The 22,269-nt window shown below is 73.5% G+C and carries 20 protein-coding genes; 16 read left to right on the forward strand and 4 right to left on the reverse strand.

Annotated elements, in window-relative coordinates; genetic code table 11:
- Window positions 1–34 precede the first annotated feature (34 nt).
- The 7 genes from ACL02T_RS07320 to panC all read left to right on the forward strand — a co-directional run bounded on the left by ACL02T_RS07320 (window position 35) and on the right by panC (window position 8,764).
- Window positions 35–1,966 carry an FAD-dependent oxidoreductase gene (locus tag ACL02T_RS07320; RefSeq protein WP_412829890.1) on the forward strand — a complete coding sequence of 644 codons (1,932 nt, stop codon included), beginning with the start codon at window positions 35–37 and terminating at the stop codon, window positions 1,964–1,966.
- Window positions 1,963–2,997 carry a Rieske 2Fe-2S domain-containing protein gene (locus ACL02T_RS07325; protein ID WP_412829891.1) on the forward strand — a complete coding sequence of 345 codons (1,035 nt, stop codon included), beginning with the start codon at window positions 1,963–1,965 and terminating at the stop codon, window positions 2,995–2,997. Before ACL02T_RS07320 ends, ACL02T_RS07325 begins: the two co-directional genes overlap by 4 nt.
- Window positions 2,994–4,643, forward strand: a complete 1,650-nt coding sequence (locus tag ACL02T_RS07330) for an AMP-binding protein (RefSeq protein WP_412829892.1) — start codon at window positions 2,994–2,996, stop codon at window positions 4,641–4,643. Before ACL02T_RS07325 ends, ACL02T_RS07330 begins: the two co-directional genes overlap by 4 nt.
- Window positions 4,640–5,524, forward strand: coding sequence for an SDR family NAD(P)-dependent oxidoreductase (locus tag ACL02T_RS07335; RefSeq protein WP_412829893.1), 885 nt, complete (start codon window positions 4,640–4,642; stop codon window positions 5,522–5,524). The genes ACL02T_RS07330 and ACL02T_RS07335 overlap by 4 nt, the downstream gene beginning before the upstream one ends.
- A 41-nt stretch (window positions 5,525–5,565) precedes the next feature.
- Entirely contained in the window at window positions 5,566–6,192 is a 627-nt protein-coding gene (locus tag ACL02T_RS07340; protein ID WP_412829894.1) for a TetR-type transcription factor C-terminal domain-containing protein, read from the forward strand.
- Window positions 6,193–6,197: 5 nt separating this feature from the next.
- On the forward strand, window positions 6,198–7,820 hold the full coding sequence (locus ACL02T_RS07345) for a flavin-containing monooxygenase (protein WP_412829895.1): 1,623 nt from the start codon (window positions 6,198–6,200) through the stop codon (window positions 7,818–7,820).
- Window positions 7,821–7,885: 65 nt separating this feature from the next.
- The gene (gene panC, locus ACL02T_RS07350) at window positions 7,886–8,764 is read left to right on the forward strand and encodes a pantoate--beta-alanine ligase (protein WP_412829896.1); all 879 of its coding nucleotides are present in this window, start codon (window positions 7,886–7,888) and stop codon (window positions 8,762–8,764) included.
- Window positions 8,765–8,782: 18 nt separating this feature from the next.
- On the opposite strand, the gene ACL02T_RS07355 is transcribed toward panC, so the two are convergent.
- Both ACL02T_RS07355 and ACL02T_RS07360 read right to left on the reverse strand, forming a co-directional pair.
- Entirely contained in the window at window positions 8,783–9,571 is a 789-nt protein-coding gene (locus tag ACL02T_RS07355) for a citryl-CoA lyase (protein ID WP_412829897.1), read from the reverse strand.
- 1 nt (window position 9,572) lies between these two features.
- Window positions 9,573–10,346, reverse strand: coding sequence for an SDR family NAD(P)-dependent oxidoreductase (locus tag ACL02T_RS07360; protein WP_412829898.1), 774 nt, complete (start codon window positions 10,344–10,346; stop codon window positions 9,573–9,575).
- Between the two features lie 107 nt (window positions 10,347–10,453).
- Between ACL02T_RS07360 and ACL02T_RS07365 the strand changes: the two genes are divergently transcribed.
- The 8 genes from ACL02T_RS07365 (at window position 10,454) to ACL02T_RS07400 (ending at window position 18,801) form a co-directional block, all read left to right on the forward strand.
- Window positions 10,454–11,263, forward strand: coding sequence for an enoyl-CoA hydratase-related protein (locus ACL02T_RS07365; RefSeq protein WP_412829899.1), 810 nt, complete (start codon window positions 10,454–10,456; stop codon window positions 11,261–11,263).
- Window positions 11,264–11,265: 2 nt separating this feature from the next.
- Entirely contained in the window at window positions 11,266–12,441 is a 1,176-nt protein-coding gene (locus tag ACL02T_RS07370) for an acyl-CoA dehydrogenase family protein (protein WP_412829900.1), read from the forward strand.
- 70 nt (window positions 12,442–12,511) lie between these two features.
- The gene (locus ACL02T_RS07375; RefSeq protein WP_412829901.1) at window positions 12,512–13,597 is read left to right on the forward strand and encodes an acyl-CoA dehydrogenase family protein; all 1,086 of its coding nucleotides are present in this window, start codon (window positions 12,512–12,514) and stop codon (window positions 13,595–13,597) included.
- A gap of 1 nt (window position 13,598) precedes the next feature.
- Window positions 13,599–14,774, forward strand: coding sequence for an acyl-CoA dehydrogenase family protein (locus ACL02T_RS07380; RefSeq protein ID WP_185717106.1), 1,176 nt, complete (start codon window positions 13,599–13,601; stop codon window positions 14,772–14,774).
- A complete protein-coding gene (locus ACL02T_RS07385; protein WP_412829902.1) occupies window positions 14,759–15,796 on the forward strand; it encodes an acyl-CoA dehydrogenase family protein in 1,038 nt (345 codons plus the stop codon). Before ACL02T_RS07380 ends, ACL02T_RS07385 begins: the two co-directional genes overlap by 16 nt.
- A complete protein-coding gene (locus ACL02T_RS07390) occupies window positions 15,793–16,968 on the forward strand; it encodes a CaiB/BaiF CoA transferase family protein (protein ID WP_185717104.1) in 1,176 nt (391 codons plus the stop codon). The genes ACL02T_RS07385 and ACL02T_RS07390 overlap by 4 nt, the downstream gene beginning before the upstream one ends.
- Window positions 16,969–16,990: 22 nt before the next feature.
- Window positions 16,991–17,731 (forward strand): enoyl-CoA hydratase-related protein, encoded by a 741-nt coding sequence (locus ACL02T_RS07395; protein WP_412829903.1) that lies wholly within the window; start codon window positions 16,991–16,993, stop codon window positions 17,729–17,731.
- A complete protein-coding gene (locus ACL02T_RS07400; RefSeq protein WP_412829904.1) occupies window positions 17,728–18,801 on the forward strand; it encodes a zinc-binding dehydrogenase in 1,074 nt (357 codons plus the stop codon). The genes ACL02T_RS07395 and ACL02T_RS07400 overlap by 4 nt, the downstream gene beginning before the upstream one ends.
- Window positions 18,802–18,931: 130 nt before the next feature.
- On the opposite strand, the gene ACL02T_RS07405 is transcribed toward ACL02T_RS07400, so the two are convergent.
- Window positions 18,932–19,840 carry an SDR family NAD(P)-dependent oxidoreductase gene (locus tag ACL02T_RS07405; protein WP_412829905.1) on the reverse strand — a complete coding sequence of 303 codons (909 nt, stop codon included), beginning with the start codon at window positions 19,838–19,840 and terminating at the stop codon, window positions 18,932–18,934.
- A gap of 279 nt (window positions 19,841–20,119) precedes the next feature.
- Between ACL02T_RS07405 and ACL02T_RS07410 the strand changes: the two genes are divergently transcribed.
- On the forward strand, window positions 20,120–21,694 hold the full coding sequence (locus ACL02T_RS07410) for a long-chain-fatty-acid--CoA ligase (RefSeq protein WP_412829906.1): 1,575 nt from the start codon (window positions 20,120–20,122) through the stop codon (window positions 21,692–21,694).
- Window positions 21,695–21,708: 14 nt separating this feature from the next.
- Here the strand turns inward: ACL02T_RS07410 and ACL02T_RS07415 are convergent, their stop codons facing one another.
- Entirely contained in the window at window positions 21,709–22,242 is a 534-nt protein-coding gene (locus ACL02T_RS07415; protein ID WP_412829907.1) for a PaaI family thioesterase, read from the reverse strand.
- Window positions 22,243–22,269: the final 27 nt, after the last annotated feature.

Here is a 22,269-nt window from a genome sequence, read left to right on the forward strand (position 1 = left end):
GGGCTTCATCCCCCACGCCACCGACGGAGCCGCCGTGACCGAGGTACTCGCCCCCGCCGTGGACCGGACCCGCCTGCGGTCCGCCGTCGAGGCCGGCAACATCCCCACCCTGCTGATGGTGCTGCACCACCTGACCGGTGACGGCCGTTGGCTCGAGCCGCCGTACCGGCCCGGCCGCAACCGCGGCCTCGGCGCGAACGACTCCGGCGGGCTGCCCGACGAGCGTCGCCGTGAGGTCCTCGACGCGGTCACCGACGCCGTGCTGGACTGGTCCGGCGGGACGCCGGCGGCCGTCACCGATCCGTCGACCGCGCTGCTGACCGAGATGTTCGCGGTGGCGATGGGCGAGCCCGTACCCGAGGAGTACGGCCGGCTCGCCGCCGCCGAACTGGGCGCCCCGGCCCGCACGCCACGGCCGCGCCCGCAGGCCGGCACCGGCCAGACGGTGCTCATCGTCGGCGCCGGGGTGTCCGGGATGACGCTGGCCGTGGCGCTGCGGGAGGCGGGTGTGCAGCACGTGGTCGTCGAGCGCAACGAGGACGTCGGCGGCACCTGGCTGACCAACGCCTACCCGGGCTGCGGCGTGGACACCCCCAGCCACCTGTACTCGCTGTCGTTCTTCCCGCGGGCCTGGTCGGGCCACTTCGGCAAGCGCGACGAGCTCGCCGGCTACCTCGCCGACCTCGCCGACCACTACGGCCTGCGGGAGGACATCCAGTTCGGCACCGAGGCCGTCGAGGCGCGCTACGACGAGGCCGCGCAGCGGTGGACCGTGCTGGTCCGCCACCGGGACGGGGTGCAGCGCGAGCTCACCGCGGACGTACTGGTCACCGCGGCCGGGCTGTTCGGCATCCCGATCGTGCCCGACCTCCCGGGGATGGACGACTTCCGCGGCACCGTCGTGCACTCCACCCGCTGGCCCGCCGACCTCGATCTCACCGGCAGGCGGGTGGCCGTGGTCGGGACCGGGGCCAGCGCCATGCAGACGGTCCCGGCGATCGTCGACCGGACCGCCTCGCTGACGGTGTTCCAGCGCTCACCGCAGTGGGCCGCGCCCGCCGACGGGTACTTCGACCCGATCGACGACGACGCGCGGTGGCTGTTCGACAACGTGCCGTTCTACCGCACCTGGTACCGGCTGCGCCTGGCCTGGACCTGGAACGACCGGGTGCACCCCTCCCTGCAGGTCGACCCCGGGTGGGAGCATCCCGAGCGCTCGCTCAACGCCGTCAACGACGGGCACCGGGAGTACTTCACCCGCTACATCCGCTCCGAGCTGGCCGGGCGGCCGGACCTGCAGGCCAAGGCGGTGCCGAGCTACCCGCCCTACGGCAAGCGGATGCTGCTGGACAACGGCTGGTACCGGGCGCTGACCCGCCCGCACGTCGACCTGGTCACCGAGCCGGTCACCGGTTTCACCGCCGACGCGGTGCGCGACGGCACCGGCGCCCTGCACCCGGCGGACGTCGTCGTGCTGTGCACCGGGTTCCAGGTGAACCGGTTCGTCGCTCCGCTGCAGGTGCGCGGGCGCGGCGGGGCGGACCTGCGTGCGGTCTGGGGTGACGACGACGCCACCGCGTACCTGGGCATCACGGTGCCGCGCTTCCCGAACCTGTTCCTGATGTACGGACCCAACGTCAACCCGGGGGCAGGCGGCAGCTACATGTTCATCGCCGAGTGCCAGGCCCGCTACATCGGCGACGCCCTGCGCCGGATGCGCGAGGGCCGGATCGGCGCACTGGAGTGCCGGGCCGAGGTGCACGACGACTACGTCGCGCGGGTGGATGCGGCGCACGACCGGATGGTGTGGTCGCACCCCGGGATGAGCACCTACTACCGCAACTCCGCCGGGCGCGTGGTCACGAACACGCCGTGGCGCGTCATCGACTACTGGGACATGACCCGGACCGCCGACCTGGCCGACTTCCACGTCGAGCCGGCCCACCACACCGAGGAGAACCGATGAAGGGCTTCCCCTACCCGACCGCGCCCAGCGGCTGGTTCCAGGTCGGGTGGGCCGACGACCTGCAGCCCGGCGGCGTCCGGCGGATGCGCTACTTCGGCCAGGACCTGGTGCTGTTCCGCGGCGGCGACGGCGGCTACCGCACGGTCGAGGCCTACTGCGGGCACCTCGGCGCCGACCTCGGCGCCGGCGGCACCGTGCGCGGCGACGACATCGTGTGCCCGTTCCACGGCTGGGCGTGGGACGGGCAGGGCCGCAACGTCGACATCCCCTACAGCGCCCGCCCGGTGAAGACCTGCCTGCGCAGCTACCCGACCCGGACCGCGAACGGCGTGGTGCTGGTCTGGCACCATCCCGACGGCGCGCCGCCGACCTGGGAGCCCCCGACGCTGCCGGAGTTCGAGCACCCGGACTACCTGCCGGCCCAGCCGCACGCGGTCAAGCTGTGGGCGGGGGTGAGGTTCCAGCCGCAGGTGGTCGCGGAGAACACCGTCGATCCGATGCACTTCCACTACGTGCACCGGGCCCCGAGGTCCACGGCGATCGAGAAGTTCGAGACCGAGGGCCCCTACGCCTACGTCCTGCACGAGTACCCCTACGGCCGCGAGGGCGCCGAGCTGACACCCGGCGGCACCATCGCGGGCCGCCTGGAGATCGAGGTGTGGGGGGTCGGGCTGATCTGCTTCCGGATGATGGACTACGTCGAGGCGGCCCAGTTCGTCTGCTCCACCCCGATCGACGCCGAGACCTCCGACGTCTTCTTCTCCATGTGGCAGAAGCGCGGGCCCGACGCGGTGCCCGGCTCCCCGCCCGACCAGCGGGAGCAGCGCGTGTTCGAGGAGCAGATCCGGCAGACCGAGATGGACTTCCCGATCTGGTCCAACATGCGCTACACGCTGCGGGCGCCGATCGTCCGGGAGGAGTCGCCCACCTACCAGAACTTCCGCAAGTGGTCCCGCCAGTTCTACGTGCCCGCCGAGGTCGAGGCGGCCCAGGAGTCGGTCCAGGGGTCGGCCCGGGAGGTGGCACCGTGACCGGGACCTACGACGCCGAGCTCGCCGCCAACCTCATCCAGCGCGCCTGCGTGGGCGACGTCCTCACCCGCACGACGGCCCGGTTCCCCGACCGGACCGCGGTGGTCGACGGCGGCGTCGTCCTCACCTACCGCGCGCTCAACGCCGCGGTGAACCAGGTGGCCCGCTCGTTGCTGGCCTCGGGCCTGCGGCGCGGCGACGTGGTCGGGGTGGTGTCGCGCAACCACTGGGTCATCCCGGTCACCTACCTCGCCGCGGCCAAGGCCGGGCTGGTCTACCTACCGCTCAACGTGGCGCTGACCACCGACGAGATGCGCTTCATGCTCGACGAGGCCGAGGCGTCCGTGCTGGTGGCCGAGGAGGCGTTCGCCGGCCACACGCGGGCCCTGCTGGACGCGCTGCCGGCGCTGCGCGCGCTGTACGTCGTCGACGACGGGCCGCCGCGCGACACCCGGCCCGTCGGCGGGGCCACCGAGCGGGTGGCCCCGTTCGCGGACCTGATGACCGGCCCGGCCGACGAGGTGGAGGTGCTGGTCGAGAACGCCGACACCCTGCAGCTGCTCTACACCTCCGGCACCACCGACCACCCCAAGGGGGTGGCCACCAGCCACCTCGCGGTGCTGATCAGCGCCCTGTCCACGGCGCTGGCGATGCACCTGGAGCACACCGACGTGACGCTGTCGGTGATGCCGCTGTTCCACACCGGCCAGCTCAACGCGATGTGGCTGCCGCACCTGTTCGCGGGCGCCGCCACCGTGATCTCGCGCAGCTACGACCCGGACGCCGCGCTGGACGCCGTCGCCGCCCACGCCGTCACCACGACTCTGATGACCGGCCCGATGTGGGTGGGGCTGCTCGACCAGCCCCGCATCGGCGACCGCGACCTGTCCTCGGTGCGGCTGTGCGTGATCGGGGCGGCCAGCCTGTCCCCGGAGCGCGTCGCGGTCCTCGCCTCCCGGTTCCCGAACGCGCAGTGCCGGTTGATCTCCGGCCAGACCGAGTTCACCCCGGTCAACGAGATCCAGCGCCCCGAGCACGCCCACACCAAGACCACGTCCTGGGGCGCCCCGGCGGTGACGATGGGGATCGCGGCGATGGACGAGGAGGGCAACCTGCTGGCCGCGGGTGAGCTGGGCGAGCTGGTCTACCGCGGGCCCCAGGCGATGACCGGGTACTTCAAGAACCCCGAGGCCACCGCGGAGGCGTTCCGGCACGGCTGGTTCCACACCGGCGACCTCGGCTGGGTCGACGAGGAGAACGTGGTCTGGTTCGTCGACCGGCGCAAGGACATCATCAAGACCGGCGGGGAGAACGTGGCCTCGCTGGAGGTCGAGCTGGCCGTCGCCGGGCACCCCGCGGTGGCCGAGTGCGCCGTCGTCGGGCTGCCGCACGAGCGCTGGACCGAGGCCGTCACGGCGTTCGTCCGGTGCAGCCCGGGCGCCACGGTGACCGTCGAGGAGCTCGAGGCCCACTGCCGCGAGCGGCTCGCCGGGTTCAAGGTCCCCAAGGCCCTGGTGCTGCTCGACGAGCTGCCCCGCTCGTCGTCGGGCAAGATCCAGAAGTTCCGGCTGCGGGTCGAGTACGCCGAGCACTACGCGGGCGCCCCCGGTGTGGTCGCCCCGGCGTCGCGGGTGGCGACCTCGTGAACCGGCTGGCCGGCAAGGTGGCCGTCGTGACCGGCGGGGCCAGCGGTCTCGGGCTGGCCACGGTGCTGCGCTTCTGCGCGGAGGGGGCGCGGGTGGTCGCGGTGGACCTCAACGCGGAGAGCGGCAAGGCCATGCTGGCCGCGGCCGGGGCCGCCGGGGTGGCCGACGCGGTCCGCTTCGTGGCGGCCGACGTCGCCGACGAGGACGACGTCGCCGGTGCGGTCGGCACCGCGGTCGCCGAGTTCGGCCGCCTCGACGTCATGTTCAACAACGCCGGCGTCGGCGGCGCGTTCGGGCCGGTCACCGACATCGAGGTGGAGGACTGGGACTACACGTTCGCGGTGCTGGTCCGCGGGGTGTTCCTGGGCACCAAGCACGCGGCCCGCGTCATGATCGACCAGGGTGCGGGCGGGTCGATCATCAACACCGCCTCGGTCGCCGGTCTGTCCGGCGGGGCCGGCCCGCAGGCCTACTCCTCGGCCAAGGCCGCGGTGATCAACCTGAGCCGGTCGGTCGCGGTCGAGCTGGCCGAACACCGGGTGCGGGTGAACGCGATCTGCCCGGGCGTGATCCTCACCCCGCTGCTGCACCAGGGCCGGGAGGAGCAGATGCGCGAGCTGCTGCCCACCGTCCAGCCGTGGCCCGACCACGGCCGCCCCGAGCACATCGCGGGCACCGCGCTGTTCCTGGCCAGCGAGGACTCCGAGTTCGTGACCGGGCAGGCGATCTCCGTCGACGGGGGCCTCACGGCCATCGGCCCGGACCTGGGCAACCGGCTGCAGACCCGGCCGGGCGACGCCGGCCTGGTCGGGGTCAACCGCGGCCAGACCGGGGTCCGCTCGCAGATCCGGCGCCGGGTCGGCGACCCGGGCCCGGGATGAGCCCACAGGTCCCGGCCCCGGCGCTGGCTACCATCCCGCCCATGGCCACCGCATCCGCTCCCGGCTCCCGCCCGGCGTCGTCCCGGGGCGGGGCGTTCGACGCCATCGTCACCGCGGCCGTGGACTGCTTCTACGAGAAGGGCTACGAGGCCACCTCGGTGCAGGAGGTCGTGGAGCGGGCCCGGGTGAGCAAGGGGTCGTTCTACCACCACTTCGCGGCGAAGGAGGACCTGCTGCTGCTCATCCACGACGCCTTCATCGACAGCCAGCTCGAGATGCTGCGCGCGGCCGCGTCGGCCGGCCGCTCGCCGCGCGAGACCCTCGCCCAGCTGATCGAGGAGAACCTCGTCGGCGCCGAGCGGTTCCAGCGCTACCAGACCATCTTCTTCGAGCAGCGCCGCTTCCTGTCCGAGGACCGGTTCGTCGAGGTCAAGAAGAAGCGCGACGAGTACGAGCAACAGGTCGTCACGATCCTGGAGGCCGGGATCGCCGACGGATCGTTCCGCCCGGTGGCCTCGGCCCGGGTGCTGGCCTTCGGCATCATCGGCATGTCGGCCTGGGCCTACCAGTGGTACCGCACCGGGCCGATGGCCGCCCGCGAGATCGGCCGGATGTACGCCGAGATCGTCCTGGACGGACTGAACCAGACCCAGCAGACCCCGAGGTGAGCACCGTGACCGGATCGAACAGCACCGACCTCGACGTCGACGTCGTGATCGTGGGAGCCGGGTTCGCCGGCCTCTACATGCTGCACCGGGTGCGTGACGTGCTCGGCCTGCGGGCCGTGGTGATCGAGGCGGCCGACGGGGTCGGCGGCACCTGGTACCTCAACCGGTACCCGGGGGCACGCTGCGACTCCGAGAGCTACGTGTACTGCTACTCCTTCTCCGAGGAGCTGCTGCAGGAGTGGGAGTGGAGCGGCAAGTACCCGCGCCAGCCGGAGATCCTCGCCTACCTCGAGCACGTCGCGGACCGCTTCGACCTGCTGCGCGACATCCGCCTCGGCACCCGCGTCGAGGCCGCGCGGTACCAGGACGCCGACGGCACCTGGCGGGTGCGGACCAGCGCCGGTGACACCGTCACCGCCCGGTTCCTGGTCACCGGGATGGGTCTGCTCGCCGCCGCCCCCTACACCCCCGACATCCCGGGCCTCGACACCTTCGCCGGCGAGTGCCACCACACCGGCCGTTGGCCGCACGAGCCGGTGGACCTCGCGGGCAGGCGGGTGGGGGTGATCGGCACCGGCTCCACCGGCGTGCAGGCCATCCCGGTGATCGCCGAGCAGGCCGCGCACCTGCACGTGTTCCAGCGCAGCCCGCAGTTCACCGTGCCCGCGCGCCACCACACCGTCGACCGGGCGGTGCTGGCGGAGATCAGGGCCGACTACGACGCGATCTGGGCGAAGGCCAAGTGGTCGCTCAGCGGCTTCCCCTGGCAGCACAACGGCCGCTCGGCCCTGGACGCCACCCCGGAGGAGGTCCGCAAGACCTTCGAGGAGCTGTGGGACCAGGGCGGGTTCCGGTTCGTGTTCGGCTCCTACCGCGACCTGCTCACCGACATCAGGGCCAACGACCTCGCCGCCGACTTCGTCCGCGAGAAGATCCGGGAGACCGTGGCCGACCCGGACACGGCCGCGAGGCTGACACCGACCGACCATCCGTTCGGCGGCCGGCGGCCGATCATCGACACCGACTACTTCGAGACCTACAACCGCGACGACGTGACGCTCGTCGACCTGCGGGAGTCGCCGATCGAGGAGGTGACACCGCGGGGCATCCGGACCACGGCCGGGGAGATCGAACTCGACGTGCTCGTCCTCGCCACCGGTTTCGACGCCGTGACCGGACCGTTCACGAGGATCGACATCACCGGCCGCGACGGCCTGGCGCTGCGCGACGCGTGGGCCGACGGGCCGAGCACCTACCTGGGGCTGGCCGTCGCCGGGTTCCCCAACATGTTCACCATCACCGGTCCCGGCGCCACCTTCGGCAACCTGCCGGTGTCCATCGAGCACCACGTCGAGTGGATCGCCACCTGCATCGAGGACACCCTGCGCCGCGACCTCGCCGTGGTCGAGGCCGGGTACGAGGCCCAGCAGCGGTGGGCGGACCACGTGCGGGCCCAGGCCGAGCGGATCGTGGCCGGGCCGTCCGGGTCCTGGTACGACGGGGCGAACATCCCCGGCAAGGCCCGCCGGCCGCTGTTCTTCTTCGGCAGCTTCGGTCTCTACCGCCGGACGTGCGAGGATGTCGCGGCGAACGGCTACGAGGGCTTCGACCGGCAACCGGCGGTCTGACCGGCACCGGGTCCGCGCCCGCCCCGACACGCCGTCCGGCCGACGAACCTCGACGAGGAGGACCAGTGGACGGCACCCGGACACCCGAGGACCGCACCGTGGGCGGGCCGCAGATCCACCGCAGCCCCGGGGACCTCGCCACAGCGGTGCGGGCCCTGCGCACGACCGGCCGCGGCATCGCGTTCGTGCCGACGATGGGCGCCCTGCACGCCGGGCACCGCGAGCTGATCCGGCATGCCCGCCGCGCCGCCGGGGACACCGCGACGGTCGTGTCGATCTTCGTCAACCCGCTCCAGTTCGGGGCGGGTGAGGACCTCGGCCGCTACCCCCGCCCGCTGGAGGCCGACCTCGCCGCGTGCCGGGAGGAGGGCGTCGAACTGGTGTTCCTGCCCGGGGTCGCCGACATGTACCCCGAGGGTGCGGACACCACGGTCGTGCCGGGTCCGCTGGGCGCCCAGCTGGAGGGCGCGGTCCGGCCCGGCCACTTCGCCGGGGTGCTCACCGTCGTGGCGAAGCTGTTCCACATCGTCGCACCCGACCTCGCGTACTTCGGCGAGAAGGACTACCAGCAGCTCGCGCTGATCACCCGGATGGTGCGCGACCTGAACTTCCCGCTGACCGTGGTGCCCGTCCCCACCGTCCGCGAACCGGACGGCCTGGCCCTGTCCAGCCGCAACGTGTACCTCACCCCGGCCGAACGGTCCCGCGCCACGACGCTGTTCCGGGCGCTGGCGGCGGGTGCCGCCGCGGCCGCGGACGGACCGGCCGCGGTGCTCGACGCCGCGCGTGCGGTTCTCGAGCGGGACGGGGGGCTCGCGGTGGACTACCTGGAGCTGCGCGGCGCCGCGCTGGACGTCGACCCGGGGCCCGGCCCGGCCCGCCTGCTGGTGGCCGCCCGGCTGGGCACGACCCACCTCATCGACAACATCGGCCTGCACCTGTAGCGACGCGGCGGCACCGGTTCACCCGGGGTCCGGGGCGACGTACACGGCGTTGCGGTCCACCGAGTCGTAGACCCGGCGCCCGATCGGGTCCCGCATCTCCTCGGCCAGGTGTCCGAGGATCCCGGCCGAGCGGGCCACCAGTGCGACCCCCCGGACCAGCCCCGGCGGGATCCCGAGATCGGCCAGCGCCGCCCCGCAGACCCCGGCCCCGTTGACCGGCAGCGTCCGGCCGAGGATCGCCGGGTGCACCCGGCCCACGGCGGCGAGCAGGTCGAGGTGCGGCCCGGCCACCCCCTCCTCCTCGGCGATCCGGTGGATCACCGGGGTGCGCGGGTCACCGTCCTTGTGCAACGGGTGCCCGAGCCCCGGCACGGTGCGGTGCGCGGCCTTCCGCTCCCGGACCAGGTCGGCCGCGAGCGCGTCCGGGTCGGCCCGTCCGGGTTCGCGGGCCAGGCCGTCGGCGAGGAACGCCGCGGTGTCCTCGGTGGTGCCCAGGAACCGGGACCCGCCACCCAGCAGGCCCGCGGCCATCGCACCCTGCACGGCCTCGGGTGCCCCCAGCAGCGTCAGCCGGGCGGCGAGCACGATCGGGGTGAAGCCGTGGTCGGTCAACGCCACCAGCACCGCGTTGAACAGCCGGCTCTCCCCCGCGGTCGGGCGGCGCAGCGCGACCAGCCAGAACGCCAGGTCGGCGAACGACACCGACCCCATCAGCTCCTCGGTGAGGTCGTGGCCGAGCAGCCGGATGACGTCGGGCGAGGAGGTGCCGAGACTCGTGCGGTACGGCTCGGCGTCCGCCGGCGGCACGTCAGCCGCTCATCGTCAGTCCGCCACTGGCGGACAGTGTCTGCCCGGTGATGTAGCCGGCCGCGTCCGAGGCGAGGAACACCACGGCCGGCGCGACGTCGTCGGGGGTGCCCATCCGGCGCATCGGCACCGCCTTGGTCATCGCAGCGATGATGCTGCCGGAGCGCTCACCGGCGGTGATCTGGCGCAGCAGCGGGGTGTCGGTGGGCCCGGGGCAGACCGTGTTGGCCGAGATGCCGTACTTCGCGAACTCCCGCGCGATGGTCTTGGTGAAGCCGATGACTCCGCTCTTCGCCCCGGAGTACACCGACTCCATCGAGGAGCCCACGCGGCCGGCGTCGGAGGCGATGTTGACCACGCGGCCGTACCGGGCCTCGACCATGGCCGGCAGGGTGGCCCGCAGCACCCTGATCGGGCCGTTCAGGTTGATCTCCAGCACCTTGTGGGTGAAGTCCTCGTCGGTCTCCAGGAACGGCTTGAGCTCGTCCCAGCCCGCCACGTTGATCACGATCGTCGGCGCGCCGAGCCGTTCGGTGGTCTCGGCGACCGCCGCCGCCACGGAGTCGGGGTCGGTCACGTCGAGCGGGACGCCGATGCCGTCGATGTCGGCGGCCACCTTCTCGGCCGCCTCCCGCGACAGGTCGGCGACGGCGACGGTGCGGCCCGCCGCCGCGAGCTGCCGGCAGATGGCGGTGCCGATCCCCCCGGCGCCACCGGTCACGAATGCGACCCGGCGGGCGTCCCCGTCGGCGGTCGGTCCGTCTACACCGGTCATGTCGTCTCCTCAGCGTCATCGGTGGGTCGGGCGAGTGGTGGACTTTGCCCCCACGGCATCCCTACGATCCTCGTAATCATCATACCCGACAAGGGAGGCGCCGGATCATGACCGCAACGGTCGAGGAATACTCCGACATCCTGTACGAGGTCAAGGACGCGGTCGCCCGGGTGACCATCAACCGGCCCGACAAGCTCAACGCGTTCACCCCGCACACGGTCAAGGAGCTCGCCCACGCGATCTGGCGGGCGGGCGCGGACAGCCAGGCCGGCGTGATCGTGCTGACCGGCGCGGGCGGGCGCGCGTTCTCCGCCGGCGGCGACGTCAGCGTCGAGAACGAGGACACCTTCCGTGCCGGCGACGACTCGTTCGACAAGCTGATGAAGGAGCTCTACCGCGCCTTCCGCGAATGCCTCAAGCCGGTGATCGCCCGCGTCGACGGCTACGCCATCGGCGGCGGTCACCACATGGCCTACGTCACCGACTTCACGATCGCCTCGGACCGGTCGGTGTTCGGCCAGAACGGCCCGCGGGTGGCCAGCCCGGCGGAGGGCTGGCTGGTCAGCCACCTGTGGACGGTGGTCGGGATGAAGCGGGCCAAGGAGATCTGGATGCTCTGCCGCCGCTACACCGCGCAGCAGGCGCTGGACTGGGGCCTGGTCAACGCCGTCGTGCCCGCCGAGGAGCTCGACGCCGAGGTCGAGCGCTGGTGCGCGGAGCTGCTCGCGCTCAGCCCCACGGTGCTCAAGCTGATCAAGAAGTCGTTCGACGACTCGACCGCGCACATCCGCGAGGAGCAGGAGCGGTTCACCATCCTCAACCAGGTCAACCCCGGTTTCTTCGCCTCCGGCGAGCAGACCGAGGGCTCGCAGGCCTTCATGGAGAAGCGCAAGCCCGACTTCTCGCCCTGGCGCTGAGCATGCCCACGACGTCAACGACGACGACCGCGACGATCCGGCTCCCCGACGCCGGCCTGCCGCCGGCGGCCGAGGCGCTGCGCGGCGAGGTCCGGGAGTTCCTCCGCGCCGAGCGCGACCGCGGCACCATCCAGGGCACCAGCGACGCCTGGCTGGCCGGGTTCGACGCCGGGTTCTCCGGCCGGCTCGGCGACCGCGGCTGGCTGGGGATGACCTGGCCGCGCCGCTACGGCGGCCACGAGCAGCCGTCGCTGCACCGCTTCGTGGTGGTCGAGGAACTGCTCGCCGCCGGGGCGCCGGTGGTCGCGCACTGGGTGACCGACCGGCAGAGCGGGCCGGCACTGCTGCGCTACGGCACCGAGGAGCAGCGCGAGCGGTTGCTGCCGGATATGGCGCGCGGCCGGTCCTTCTTCGCGATCGGGATGAGCGAGCCGGACAGCGGGTCGGACCTGGCCTCGGTGCGCACCACGGCGCGCCGCGACGGTGCCGGGTGGCGGTTGAACGGGACCAAGGTCTGGACCAGCCAGGCCCACCGCTGCGACTACATGATCACGCTGTGCCGCAGCTCGCCGCGCGACGACGCCGCCCGGCACGACGGGCTGAGCCAGTTCGTCGTCGACCTGCGGTCGCCGGGGCTGACCATCTCCCCGATCCGGCTGCTCGACGGCGAGCACCACTTCAACGAGGTCCTCCTCGAGGACGTGTTCGTGGGTGACGACATGGTCCTCGGCGAGATCGGCTCCGGCTGGCGCCAGGTCACCTCCGAGCTGGCCTTCGAACGCAGCGGTCCGGAGCGGTTCCTGTCCACGCTGCCGCTGCTGGCCGCGCTCGTCCGGGTGGCCGACCCGGACGACCGGCGCCAGGCGGTGGCCATCGGGCAGCTGGTCGCCCAGCTGTGGACGCTGCGCAGGCTCTCGGTGCAGATCGCCGCCGCGCTGGACCGCGGCGAGGCTCCCGACGTCGCCGCCGCCCTGGTCAAGGACGTCGGCACGACGCTGGAGAACGAGATCATCGACGTCGCGCGCTCGGTGGCCCCGGTGGAGCCGAGCACCACCGCCGCGGACCCGTTCGCCCGCGAGCTGGCCCGCGCCGTGCTGCACGCGCCGGGTTTCACGCTGCGCGGAGGCACCAACGAGGTGCTGCGCGGCATCGTGGCCCGCGGGTTGGGGCTGCGATGAGCGAGCATGCGAACGAACCGGTGTCTCAGCGCCCGCGCGCAGCGCGGACCGAGCGCGGCGAGGGACGGCGATGAGCGCGGAGAACGCGCCCGACGACCGGGCGCTGCTGGAGCGGACCGTCGGCGAGATCATGGCCGACCGCTGCCCGCCCGAGGTCGTCGCCGCCGCCGAGGGCTCGTGGAGCGAGCCGCTGTGGGCCGCGCTGGTCGAGGCCGGCATGACCGCGGTCGGGGTGCCCGAGCACCTCGGCGGGTCCGGCGGGGAGCCGGCCGACGCGGCGGCCGTGCTGCGCGTGGTCGCCGCGCACGCCGGGCCGGTGCCGCTGGCCGAGGCGCTGTTCCCGGTCGCCGCCGGCTGCGCGGTGTCCGGGCTGGCGTTCCCGCAGGGGCCGAGCACGGTCGCGCTCGGTCCCGGGCTGACGATCCGGCGGACCGGGGCGGGGGTGGTGCTGGACGGGACCGCGCCGCGGGTGCCCTACGCCAGGTTCGCCACCCGCATCCTGGTCGCCGGCGTCGGCGGGGGTCACCGTCCCGAGCTGGTCGCGTTGCTCGACCCGGCGCATCTCACGCTGGCCGCCGGTGACAACCTGGCCGGCGAACCCCGTGACGACCTGGTCGCGGCCGGGTCGGAGATCCCCACCGACGACGTCGCGGAGGTCCCGGCGGGCACCTCCGCGCAGCTCCACCGGCTGGGGGCGCTGGCCAGGGCGGTGCAGCTGGCCGGCGCGCTGGGCACGGTGCTGGAGCTGACCGTGCGCTACGCAGGCGAGCGCGAGCAGTTCGGTCGTCCGATCGGCCGGTTCCAGGCCGTCGCCCACCAGGTCGCGGTGCTCGCGGGCCTGGCCGCCGCGGCCGGTGCGGCCGCGGACGCGGCCGTCGCCTCGCTCTCGCGCGGCTCGGACCCGGCCGACCTCGGGCTGGCGGTCGCCGCCGCGAAGGCCCGCACCAGCGCGGCGGCCGGCCCGGCGGCGCGGATCGCCCACCAGGTGCACGGCGCGATCGGCTTCACCCAGGAGCACCGGCTGCACCACCTGACGCGGCGGCTGTGGTCGTGGCGCGAGGAGTTCGGGTCCGACGAGCACTGGGCCGCCGAGCTCGGACGCGCGGTGGTCACCGCCGGTCCGGACGAGCTCTGGCCGACGATCACGAGGATCTGAGGTGGACCTCACCTACTCCCCCGCGCAGACGTCCTTCCGCGCGCGGGCCCGCGACTGGCTGGCCGCCCACGTGCCGGCGGAGCCGCTGCCGCCGCCCTACACCGCGGAGGGGGTGGCCGCGCACCGGGTGTGGGAGCGGCAGCTGCACGACGCCGGGTACGCGGCGCTGCACTGGCCGCGCGAGCACGGCGGCGGCGGCGCGGGGCTGATCGAGCAGGCCCTGTTCGGGGAGGAGTACGTGCGCTCGGGCGCTCCGGTGCGCCTGAACCGGCTGGCGCTGGGCATGGCCGGACCCACCGTGATGGCCCTCGGCACGCCCGAGCAGCAGCAGCGCTGGCTGCCCGGGATGCTCAGCTGCGAGCAGCTGTGGTGTCAGGGCTTCTCCGAGCCCGACGCCGGCAGCGACCTGGCCGCGGTCCGCACCCGCGGCGAGCTCGACGGCGACCAGCTGGTGATCACCGGGCAGAAGGTGTGGACCTCGCTCTCGGCGTTCGCGCAGTGGATGTTCGCGCTGGTCCGCACGGATCCGGCGCAGCAACGGCACCGGGGCCTGACCTTCGTGATGATCGCGATGGACTCCCCCGGCGTCGAGCTGCGGCCGATCCGCCAGCTGCACGGCGAGCCGGGCTTCTCCGAGGTGTTCCTCACCGGGGTCCGGGTGCCGCTGACCGACGTCGTCGGCGGGATCGGGGACGGCTGGGCGGTGGCCATGGCCACGCTGGGCTTCGAGCGCGGCGGGCTCGGCGACCATGCCCGCTTCGCCCGCGACGTCGACGACCTGGTGGAGCTGGCGCACCGGGCCGGGGTGGCCGACGACCCCGTGGTGCGCGACGAGGTCGCCGCCCGGTTCGTCGAGGTGCAGCAGTTCCGCCGGCACATCGAGCTCGTGACCAGCCGGCTGGCGGCCGGCGTGCCCACCGACGCCCAGGCGAGCATCACGAAGCTGTACTGGTCGGAGATGGAGGCCCGGATCTTCGAGACGGCGCTGCGCATCCTCGGCCCGCTCGCCGAGCTGACGCCGCAGGCGTCGCTGAACCTGGCCGCGCCGGGGCTGCACCGCCGCTACTGGCACGCGCGGGCGTCCCGGATCTTCGCCGGGACCAGCGAGGTGCAGCGCAACATCATCGCCGAGCGCGTGCTCGGCCTGCCCCGGGAGCCCCGGTGGACCTCGACCTGACCACGGACCAGCGTTCGCTCGCCGAGGGGGCGCGCTCCTTCCTGTCCGCGCAGTGCCCGCCGTCGCGGGTCCGCGCCGCCTGGGACGACGGCGCCGGGCTCGACCGCGGGCTGTGGGCGCAGCTGGCCGAGGTCGGTTTCCTCGGCGCCGCCGTGCCCGAGCGGTTCGGCGGCCTCGGCCTCGGCGACCTGGAGGTGGCGGTGCTGCTGGAGGAGGCCGGACGGGCCGCCCTCCCGCTGCCACTGGCCGAGACCGCGCTGGCCGCGCTGACGCTGGACGACCGCGGCTCCGACGCCCAGCGCGAGCGCTGGCTGCCCGCCATCGCGTCGGGTGCGGCGGTGGCCACCGTGGCGCTGCCCGGCCGGCCGTTGGTGGCCTGCGGCGCCGACGCCGACCTGCTGATCCTGGCGGCACCCGACGGCCTGCACGCCGTCGAGCGCGGATGCTGGACCAGCGTCGCGCAGCCCGCCTTCGACCGCTCCCGGCGGCTGTCGAGCGTGACCGCCGACACCGGGCCGGACACGCTGCTGCCCGGTGCCGGGCCGGTCCGGCGGCTGCTCGACCGGGCGGCCGTGGCGAACGCGGCGCTGCTGCTCGGCGTCGCGTCCCACCTGGTCGACGTCACGGTCGGATACGTCGGGCAGCGCCACCAGTTCGGCCGCCCGGTGGGGTCCTTCCAGGCCGTCAAGCACCGCCTGGCCGACGCGCACGTGGCCGTGCAGATGGCCCGACCCTCCGTCCGGGTCGCCGCCCACCTGCTCGCCACCGACGACCCGGAGGCCACCGCGGCAGCCGCGGTCGCCGCGGTGGCCGCCTCGGATGCCGGGCGGGCGGCCAACGAGCACGCCCTGCAGTGCCACGGCGGCATCGGCTTCACCTGGGAGCACGACCTGCACCTGTGGCTCAAGCGCGGCAAGGCGCTCGAGCTGGCCTGCGGGACGCCGGCCGCGCACCGGGCCCGACTCGCCACGACCCTGTTCGACCGCCCCACCACCGACCACCACGTGAGGACGACGACATGACCGCAGGCACAGGGCCGCTCGCCGGCGTCCGGGTGCTCGACCTCTCGGCGCTGGCGCCGGGTCCGTTCGCGACGACGCTGCTCGGCGACCTCGGCGCCGACGTGATCACCCTGGAGGCCCCGCCCTCGACCCGGCCCGGGAGCGGCGTGAGCAACCTGGGGGCACACGGCGGGCGCGAGGCGCGGCGCCTCGGGCTCAGCCCCCTGCACCGGTCGCGCCGCTCGATCGTGGTGAACCTCAAGGATCCGGCCGGCCTGGACATCGCCCTGCGGCTCGCCGCGCGCAGCGACGTGTTCGTGGAGGGGTTCCGCCCGGGCGTCTGCGAACGGCTGGGGCTCGGATACCCGGCCCTGTCGGCCACCAGCCCCGGACTGGTCTACTGCTCGCTCACCGGGTACGGGCAGACCGGCGAGCTCGCCCAGCACGCCGGGCACGACCTCAACTACATCGCCGAGGCCGGGCTGCTCTCGGCCAGCACCCGGGCCGGCCAGCGTCCCGGGATCCCGCTGAACATGGCCGCCGACTACGCCGCCGGCGGGCTGCTGGCCGCGTTCGGCATCCTCGCCGGGCTGACCGGCCGGGCGGGCACCGGCCGCGGCACCCATGTCGACGTGTCGATGTACGAGGGCCTGCTGAGCCTGCTCCAGGTGGTCCCCGCCTGGATCGGCGCCGGCGCGCCCGACCCGTCGTGGGGTGGTGGGCTGCTCTCCGGCGCGGTGCCCTTCTACGACTGCTACCGCACCTCCGACGACCAGTGGATCTCGGTCGGCGCGCTGGAGCCGAAGTTCTTCGCCAACCTCTGCACGGCGATCGGCCGGCCCGAGCTGATCGAGCAGCAGGACGACCCGACCCGGTGGGACGAGATGCGCACGGTGTTCACCGACACCTTCGCCGGGGCCCCGCTGGCCACCTGGCTGGAGCGGCTCGGCGCGGTCGACACCGCGGTCGCACCGGTCCGGTCGCTGCCCGACGCCTTCGCCACCGCGCACCGCCGCGGCGTCCTGCCGTCGCCCGGCCAGGTCGGCCCGGTCCCGCGGATGAGCGGCTGGGTCACCACCGCGGGTCCGGTGGTGACCCGGCCCGGGGCGCACACCAGGGAGGTGCTGGGCGGGCTGGAGATGACCGGCGAGCAGATCGACGAGCTGATCGCGACCGGTGTGGTCGCGGAATGACCGACGGGGCACAGGAGGAACGGTGGAGGTAGATCTCGAGATCGGCGACGGTGTCGCGGTACTGACGCTGAACGCACCGGAGCGGCGCAACGCGCTGACGCCGCAGATGGCGGGTGAGATGGTGGCGGCGCTGGAGCGGGTCGACGCGGACGACGGTGTCGGGGCGCTGGTGATCCGGGGCGCCGGCGGCCGGTTCTGCGCCGGGGCGCACACCGGCACCCTGGCCGGCGCGGGCTCCGATCCGGCCGACGACGCCACCTACACCGGGCTGTCGGTCATCTACGAGTCGTTCACCCGGGTGGGCCGGGTCCGGGCGTTCACCATCGCCGCGGTCCGGGGCGCCGCCGTCGGTGCGGGGATGAACCTGGCCCTGGCCACGGACATGCGCGTGGTCGCCGGGAACGCCCGGCTGATGTCGGGGTTCCTGCGGATCGGGCTGCACCCCGGCGGCGGGCACTTCGTGCTGCTGTCGCGGCTGGCCGGGCGCGAGGCCGCGGCCGCGATGGCACTGGGCGGCGCGGAGATCGACGGTGACCGGGCCGTCGCGCTCGGCCTGGCGTGGGAGTCCGTGGACGACGGCGCCGTCGAGGCCCGGGCCATGGACTTCGCCGCGGGCGTGGCCAAGGACCCGGCGCTGGCCAGGGCCGCGGTACGCAGCTTCCGGATGGAGACCGGCCCGCCGGCGGTCGGTTGGGACACGGCGGTACAGACCGAGCGGGCACCACAGATGTGGTCGATGCGCAGGCGAAGCGGAGGACGATGATGACCACCACGACGGTCAACCGGACCTGGTCGAAGACCGGGATGGGCAAGCTGGAACTGCTCGAGGCCCCGGTCCCCGAACCGGGGCCGGACGAGGCCGTGCTGCGCACCCGGCTCGCCACCGTGTGCGGCTCGGATCTGCACTTCCTGCACGAGTTCCCGATGCCCCGCGGCGTCGAGCAGGTCGGGATGGGCCACGAGGCGGTCGGCACCGTCGTCGCGCTCGGCGAGAACGTCCGCGGGTTCGCGGTCGGCGACCGCGTCGTCGCGTCCTGCGTCGTCGGCTGCGGCGAGTGCGGCAACTGCCTGCGCGGGCAGCTGCAGGCCTGCCTGGTCCTGGGCAAGGTGCCGGGCATCTCCAACGCACTGGCCGGCTGCCAGGGCGACCACTTCGTCGTGCCGCGCGCGACGATCAACATGGCGAAGGTGCCCGAGGGCCTGTCCGACGAGCGCGCCCTGCTGGCCGGCGACGTGATGTCCACCGGGTTCTCCGCGGTCGAGCGGGCGAACGTGGAGACCGGTGACACGGTCGCGATCTTCGCCCAGGGACCCGTCGGGCTCTGTGCCACCGCGGGCGCCCGGATGCACGGCGCGGGTCTCGTGATCGCGGTGGAGGGGGTACCGGAGCGCGCCGAGCTGGCGATGCGGCTCGGGGCCAACGTCGTGGTCGAGCCCGAGGGCGCGGTGGCCCGCATCCGGGAGCTGACCGGCAAGCGCGGCGTGGACGTCGCGATCGAGGCGCTCGGCCGGGCCGAGACCTTCGCCGCGGCGCTGGAGTGCACCCGCCTGGACGGCACCGTGTCCAGCGTCGGGGTCTACGCGGCGCACCGCAGCCTCGACGTCCCGGTCGGACTCGGGTTCTACCAGCGCAAGATCGTCACCAGCCTCTGCCCGTCCGGGAGCGATCGGCTGCGCCGGCTCTTCGCGCTGGCCGAGCACGGCCCGACCGACCTGTCGCAGCTGTTCACCCACCGGATGCCGCTCTCGGCCACCGACGAGGCGTACGAGCTGTTCGGCTTCCGCCGCGACGGCGTGGTCAAGATCGCCCTGGAGCCTGACGGGGGGGCGTGAAGGACCACCGGTCCGGCAGGCCAGGCACCGGCGGTCGGTGCGATCGGTAGGACGGCACCCGGCGCGACACCTCCGGTCCAGATGTTCGCCCCGCCGGAGGGGTTCGACAGGCTCGTGCCGCCGTCGGCCGTCAGGAGGATCCGGTCCGGCGGGCGACGGCGACGGCGGCCTCACCCTGTTTCGCGCCGACCATGTCGGCGATCTCGGCCCAGCGATCGGCCAGTGCGTCGTCCGTCGGCGGCTCGGCGAAGTCCACCCCGAGCGACTCCACGAGCCGCACCCGGCTGAAATGCGGCCCGTTCACCCGCACGATCTCGGCGGTGAGGTCACACTCCTCCGTGCACAGCCAGCCCACCGCCGCCGACACCCAGGCCGGGTCCAGGTCGGTGGAGGCGTCGAGCAACCCGTCGGTCATGCGGGTCAGCGCGACCGGGGCGACAGAGTTGACGCGGATGCCGTAGCGCGCGCCCTCGAGCGCGAGGGTGTGCATGAGGCCGACGACACCGAGCTTCGCGGCGGCGTAGTTGGCCTGCCCGAAGTTGCCGAACAGGCCGGCGCCCGAGGTGGTCATCACCACCCGCCCGTAGCGCTGCTCGCGCAGGTGCGGCCAGGCCGCCCTCGTGACGAAGGCCGAGCCGTCCAGGTGCACGCGCACCACGGCCTGCCACTGCTCGGTGGTCATCTTGTGGAACGTCGTGTCCCGCAGGATCCCGGCGTTGTTCACCACGATGTGCACGCCGCCGAAGGCCTCCACCGCGGCGGTGACCGCCGCCCGGGCTCCGTCGTCGGTGGAGATGTCGTGGTGGTCCGCGACCGCGACCCCGCCGGCGGCGGTGATCTCCGCGACCACACCCTGCGCCGGGCTGCCGTCGCCACCCTCTCCCCCTCGACCGACCCCCGGGTCGTTCACCAGTACCTGCGCACCGCCCGCGGCCAGCCGCAGGGCATGGCTGCGGCCGAGACCGCGACCGGCCCCGGTCACGATGGCCACCCGTCCGTCCACACCTGGCATCGTCATCTCCCAGCGTTCGTCGTCCATCCGGCCACCAGGGGCGGGAACAGCAGCGCCGGTGTCCGGCTCGTACCCCGGCGAACCACACCGGCGCCCGGCACGGCGCACACAACACGATCCGCTCGCCGTCCTCGATCAGCAGGCCGCACTCGGATCGCGTCTCACCCACACCCAGCTTTCGCATAATCATTGCACCGACCGGGAACCCGGGCTGTCGCCTCCATCACCCATCTGGACCTGTGTACTACCACCGTACCTGGACCATCGTGACCATGGTCACGTGGACGAAGATATGGAGGATCACCCATGACCGAGTCTCTGCGTTGGGCCCTGGAGCGTGCCGCGCTGGTCGCGGGCGAGCGCCCCGCGGTCGTCGACGGCGACGTCAGGTTCGACTACGCCACCCTGGCCGAGCGCGTCGACGCGCTCGGCGGAGGGCTGCAGTCACTCGGCATCGGCGCCGGCGACGTGGTCGGCGTGCTGGCGCTGAACGGGTACCGACACCTGGAGTACTGGCTGGGTGTGCCGGCCATCGGCGCCGTCCTTAACGACCTCAACTTCCGGCTCAACGAGGAGGAGCTCGCCTTCATCATCGACGACTGCGGCACCGTCGCCCTGGCCGTGGACGACATGCACCTGGCGGTGGGCCGCTCGCTGCTCGACCGCTGCCCCACGCTCACCACGCTCGTGCACATGGGCGACGGCCCCGCCCCGCAGGGCGCGGCCTCCCATGACGTGCTGGTCACCCACGCGCCGGCGACCCCGGTGAACCCGGCCCCCGACGACATCGCCGGCATCTTCTACACCGGCGGCACGACCGGGCGGCCCAAGGGCGTGCTGCTCAGCCACCGCAACCTGGTCGCGAACGCGAAGCACGCCCTGCTCGCCATCCGACACACCCCGGACGAGCGGTACCTGCACGCCGGGCCGATGTTCCACCTGGCCGACGGGTCGCAGACCTACGCGGTGACCTGGATCGGCGGGGTGCACGTCTTCGTCCCCGGTTTCGACGCCGAGCTGGTCGGCCGGGTCATCGAGCGGGAGCAGGTGTCCCTGCTGCTCATCGTGCCATCGATGATCAACATGCTGGTGAACCACGCGGGCACCGCCGACCGTGACCTGTCCAGCCTGCGACTGCTGCTCTACGGCGCCTCGCCGATGCCCGACCAGCTCCAGCAGGCCGCGATGAAGCTGTTGCCGTGCGATTTCAGCCAGCTCTACGGGATGACCGAGGCCGCCCCGCTGCTCACCCAGTGCACCCCGGAGGACCACCGGCGCGGGGCGGCCGGTGAGCAGCCGTTCGCCGGACGGCTGCGGTCGGCCGGGGCGCCGGTGATCGGGGTGCAGGTGGAGATCCACCGCGAGGACGGCACCCGGGCCGCGCCCGGGGAGGTCGGCGAGATCTGGGCCCGGGGCCCGAACATCATGGTCGGCTACCTCAACCGTCCGGAGGAAACCGCGGCCGCGCTCGACGCCGAGGGCTGGTACCACAGCGGCGACGCGGCGTGGGCCGACGAGCTGGGGTACGTCTACATCGTCGACCGGGTCAAGGACATGATCATCTCAGGAGGCGAGAACGTGTACTCGGCCGAGGTCGAGAACGTGCTCTACACCCATCCGGACGTCCTGGAGGCGGCCGTGATCGGCGTCCCGGACGACTCCTGGGGCGAACGCGTGCACGCCGTGGTCGTGCCGCGGCCCGGCGCGGAGCCCGCGGTGGAGGACCTGGTCGCGCACTGCCGGTCCCGGCTCGGCGGCTTCAAGGTGCCCCGCTCCGTGGACTTCCGGGCCGACGCGCTGCCCAAGTCCGGAGCCGGGAAGATCCTCAAGCGCGAGCTGCGGGCGCCGTACTGGGCCGGGAAGGACCGGGGGGTCAACTGAGCAGGCGACCGCGCTCAGCCCGCGACGCCCTCCCGGCCGTCGAGCCACTCCTTGAACCGGCCGTAGTGCTTGTCCGGGTCGCGCTCGACGAAACGGGCGCGGGCGTGGCACAGCGGCCGGTCGTCGCCGGACAGGTACAGCTCGGCGTGGATGATCCAGTGCCCGCGCTCGTCGCGGGACTCGGGCCAGGCCCGAACGTCCAGCTCGCGATCCAGCGGGACGGGACGCCGGAACGCCACGTTCATCTCGGCGGTCACCGACAGGACCGCCGCCGCGATCGGTACCGCGCCGCACGCCTCGTCGAGCGCGCCCATCACCGAACCGCCGTGCACGACGCCACCGGCACCCTCGTGCTCGGCGGAGAACCTGGCCGTACCCTCGACGGCGCCGTTCTCGCCCCGGCGCAGTACCAGGCCGAAACGGCACCGGCCGGCGGGCCGGCAGCCCATGCACAGCATCTTGCCGAACTCGATGCTGAACAGCGGCGCGGCGCCGTCGGGGGACTCCTCGGGGGCCGGGACGGCGCCCGGCCGGGCAGACAGGCTCACCGGCGTCACGGTATCGGAACCCGGCCC

The organism is Pseudonocardia oceanicola (assembly GCF_047200735.1).
Taxonomy (GTDB): domain Bacteria; phylum Actinomycetota; class Actinomycetes; order Mycobacteriales; family Pseudonocardiaceae; genus Pseudonocardia.

Excerpts from the sequence above, each read along its gene's own strand:
- ACL02T_RS07325 (WP_412829891.1), top strand. The coding sequence starts at position 1,963 with ATGAAGGGCTTCCCCTACCCGACCGCGCCCAGCGGCTGGTTCCAGGTC.
- ACL02T_RS07340 (WP_412829894.1), top strand. The coding sequence starts at position 5,566 with ATGGCCACCGCATCCGCTCCCGGCTCCCGCCCGGCGTCGTCCCGGGGC.
- ACL02T_RS07360 (WP_412829898.1), bottom strand. The coding sequence starts at position 10,346 with ATGACCGGTGTAGACGGACCGACCGCCGACGGGGACGCCCGCCGGGTC.
- ACL02T_RS07390 (WP_185717104.1), top strand. The coding sequence starts at position 15,793 with ATGACCGCAGGCACAGGGCCGCTCGCCGGCGTCCGGGTGCTCGACCTC.
- ACL02T_RS07365 (WP_412829899.1), top strand. The coding sequence starts at position 10,454 with ATGACCGCAACGGTCGAGGAATACTCCGACATCCTGTACGAGGTCAAG.
- ACL02T_RS07410 (WP_412829906.1), top strand. The coding sequence starts at position 20,120 with ATGACCGAGTCTCTGCGTTGGGCCCTGGAGCGTGCCGCGCTGGTCGCG.
- ACL02T_RS07400 (WP_412829904.1), top strand. The coding sequence starts at position 17,728 with ATGATGACCACCACGACGGTCAACCGGACCTGGTCGAAGACCGGGATG.
- ACL02T_RS07375 (WP_412829901.1), top strand. The coding sequence starts at position 12,512 with ATGAGCGCGGAGAACGCGCCCGACGACCGGGCGCTGCTGGAGCGGACC.
- ACL02T_RS07405 (WP_412829905.1), bottom strand. The coding sequence starts at position 19,840 with ATGGACGACGAACGCTGGGAGATGACGATGCCAGGTGTGGACGGACGG.
- ACL02T_RS07370 (WP_412829900.1), top strand. The coding sequence starts at position 11,266 with ATGCCCACGACGTCAACGACGACGACCGCGACGATCCGGCTCCCCGAC.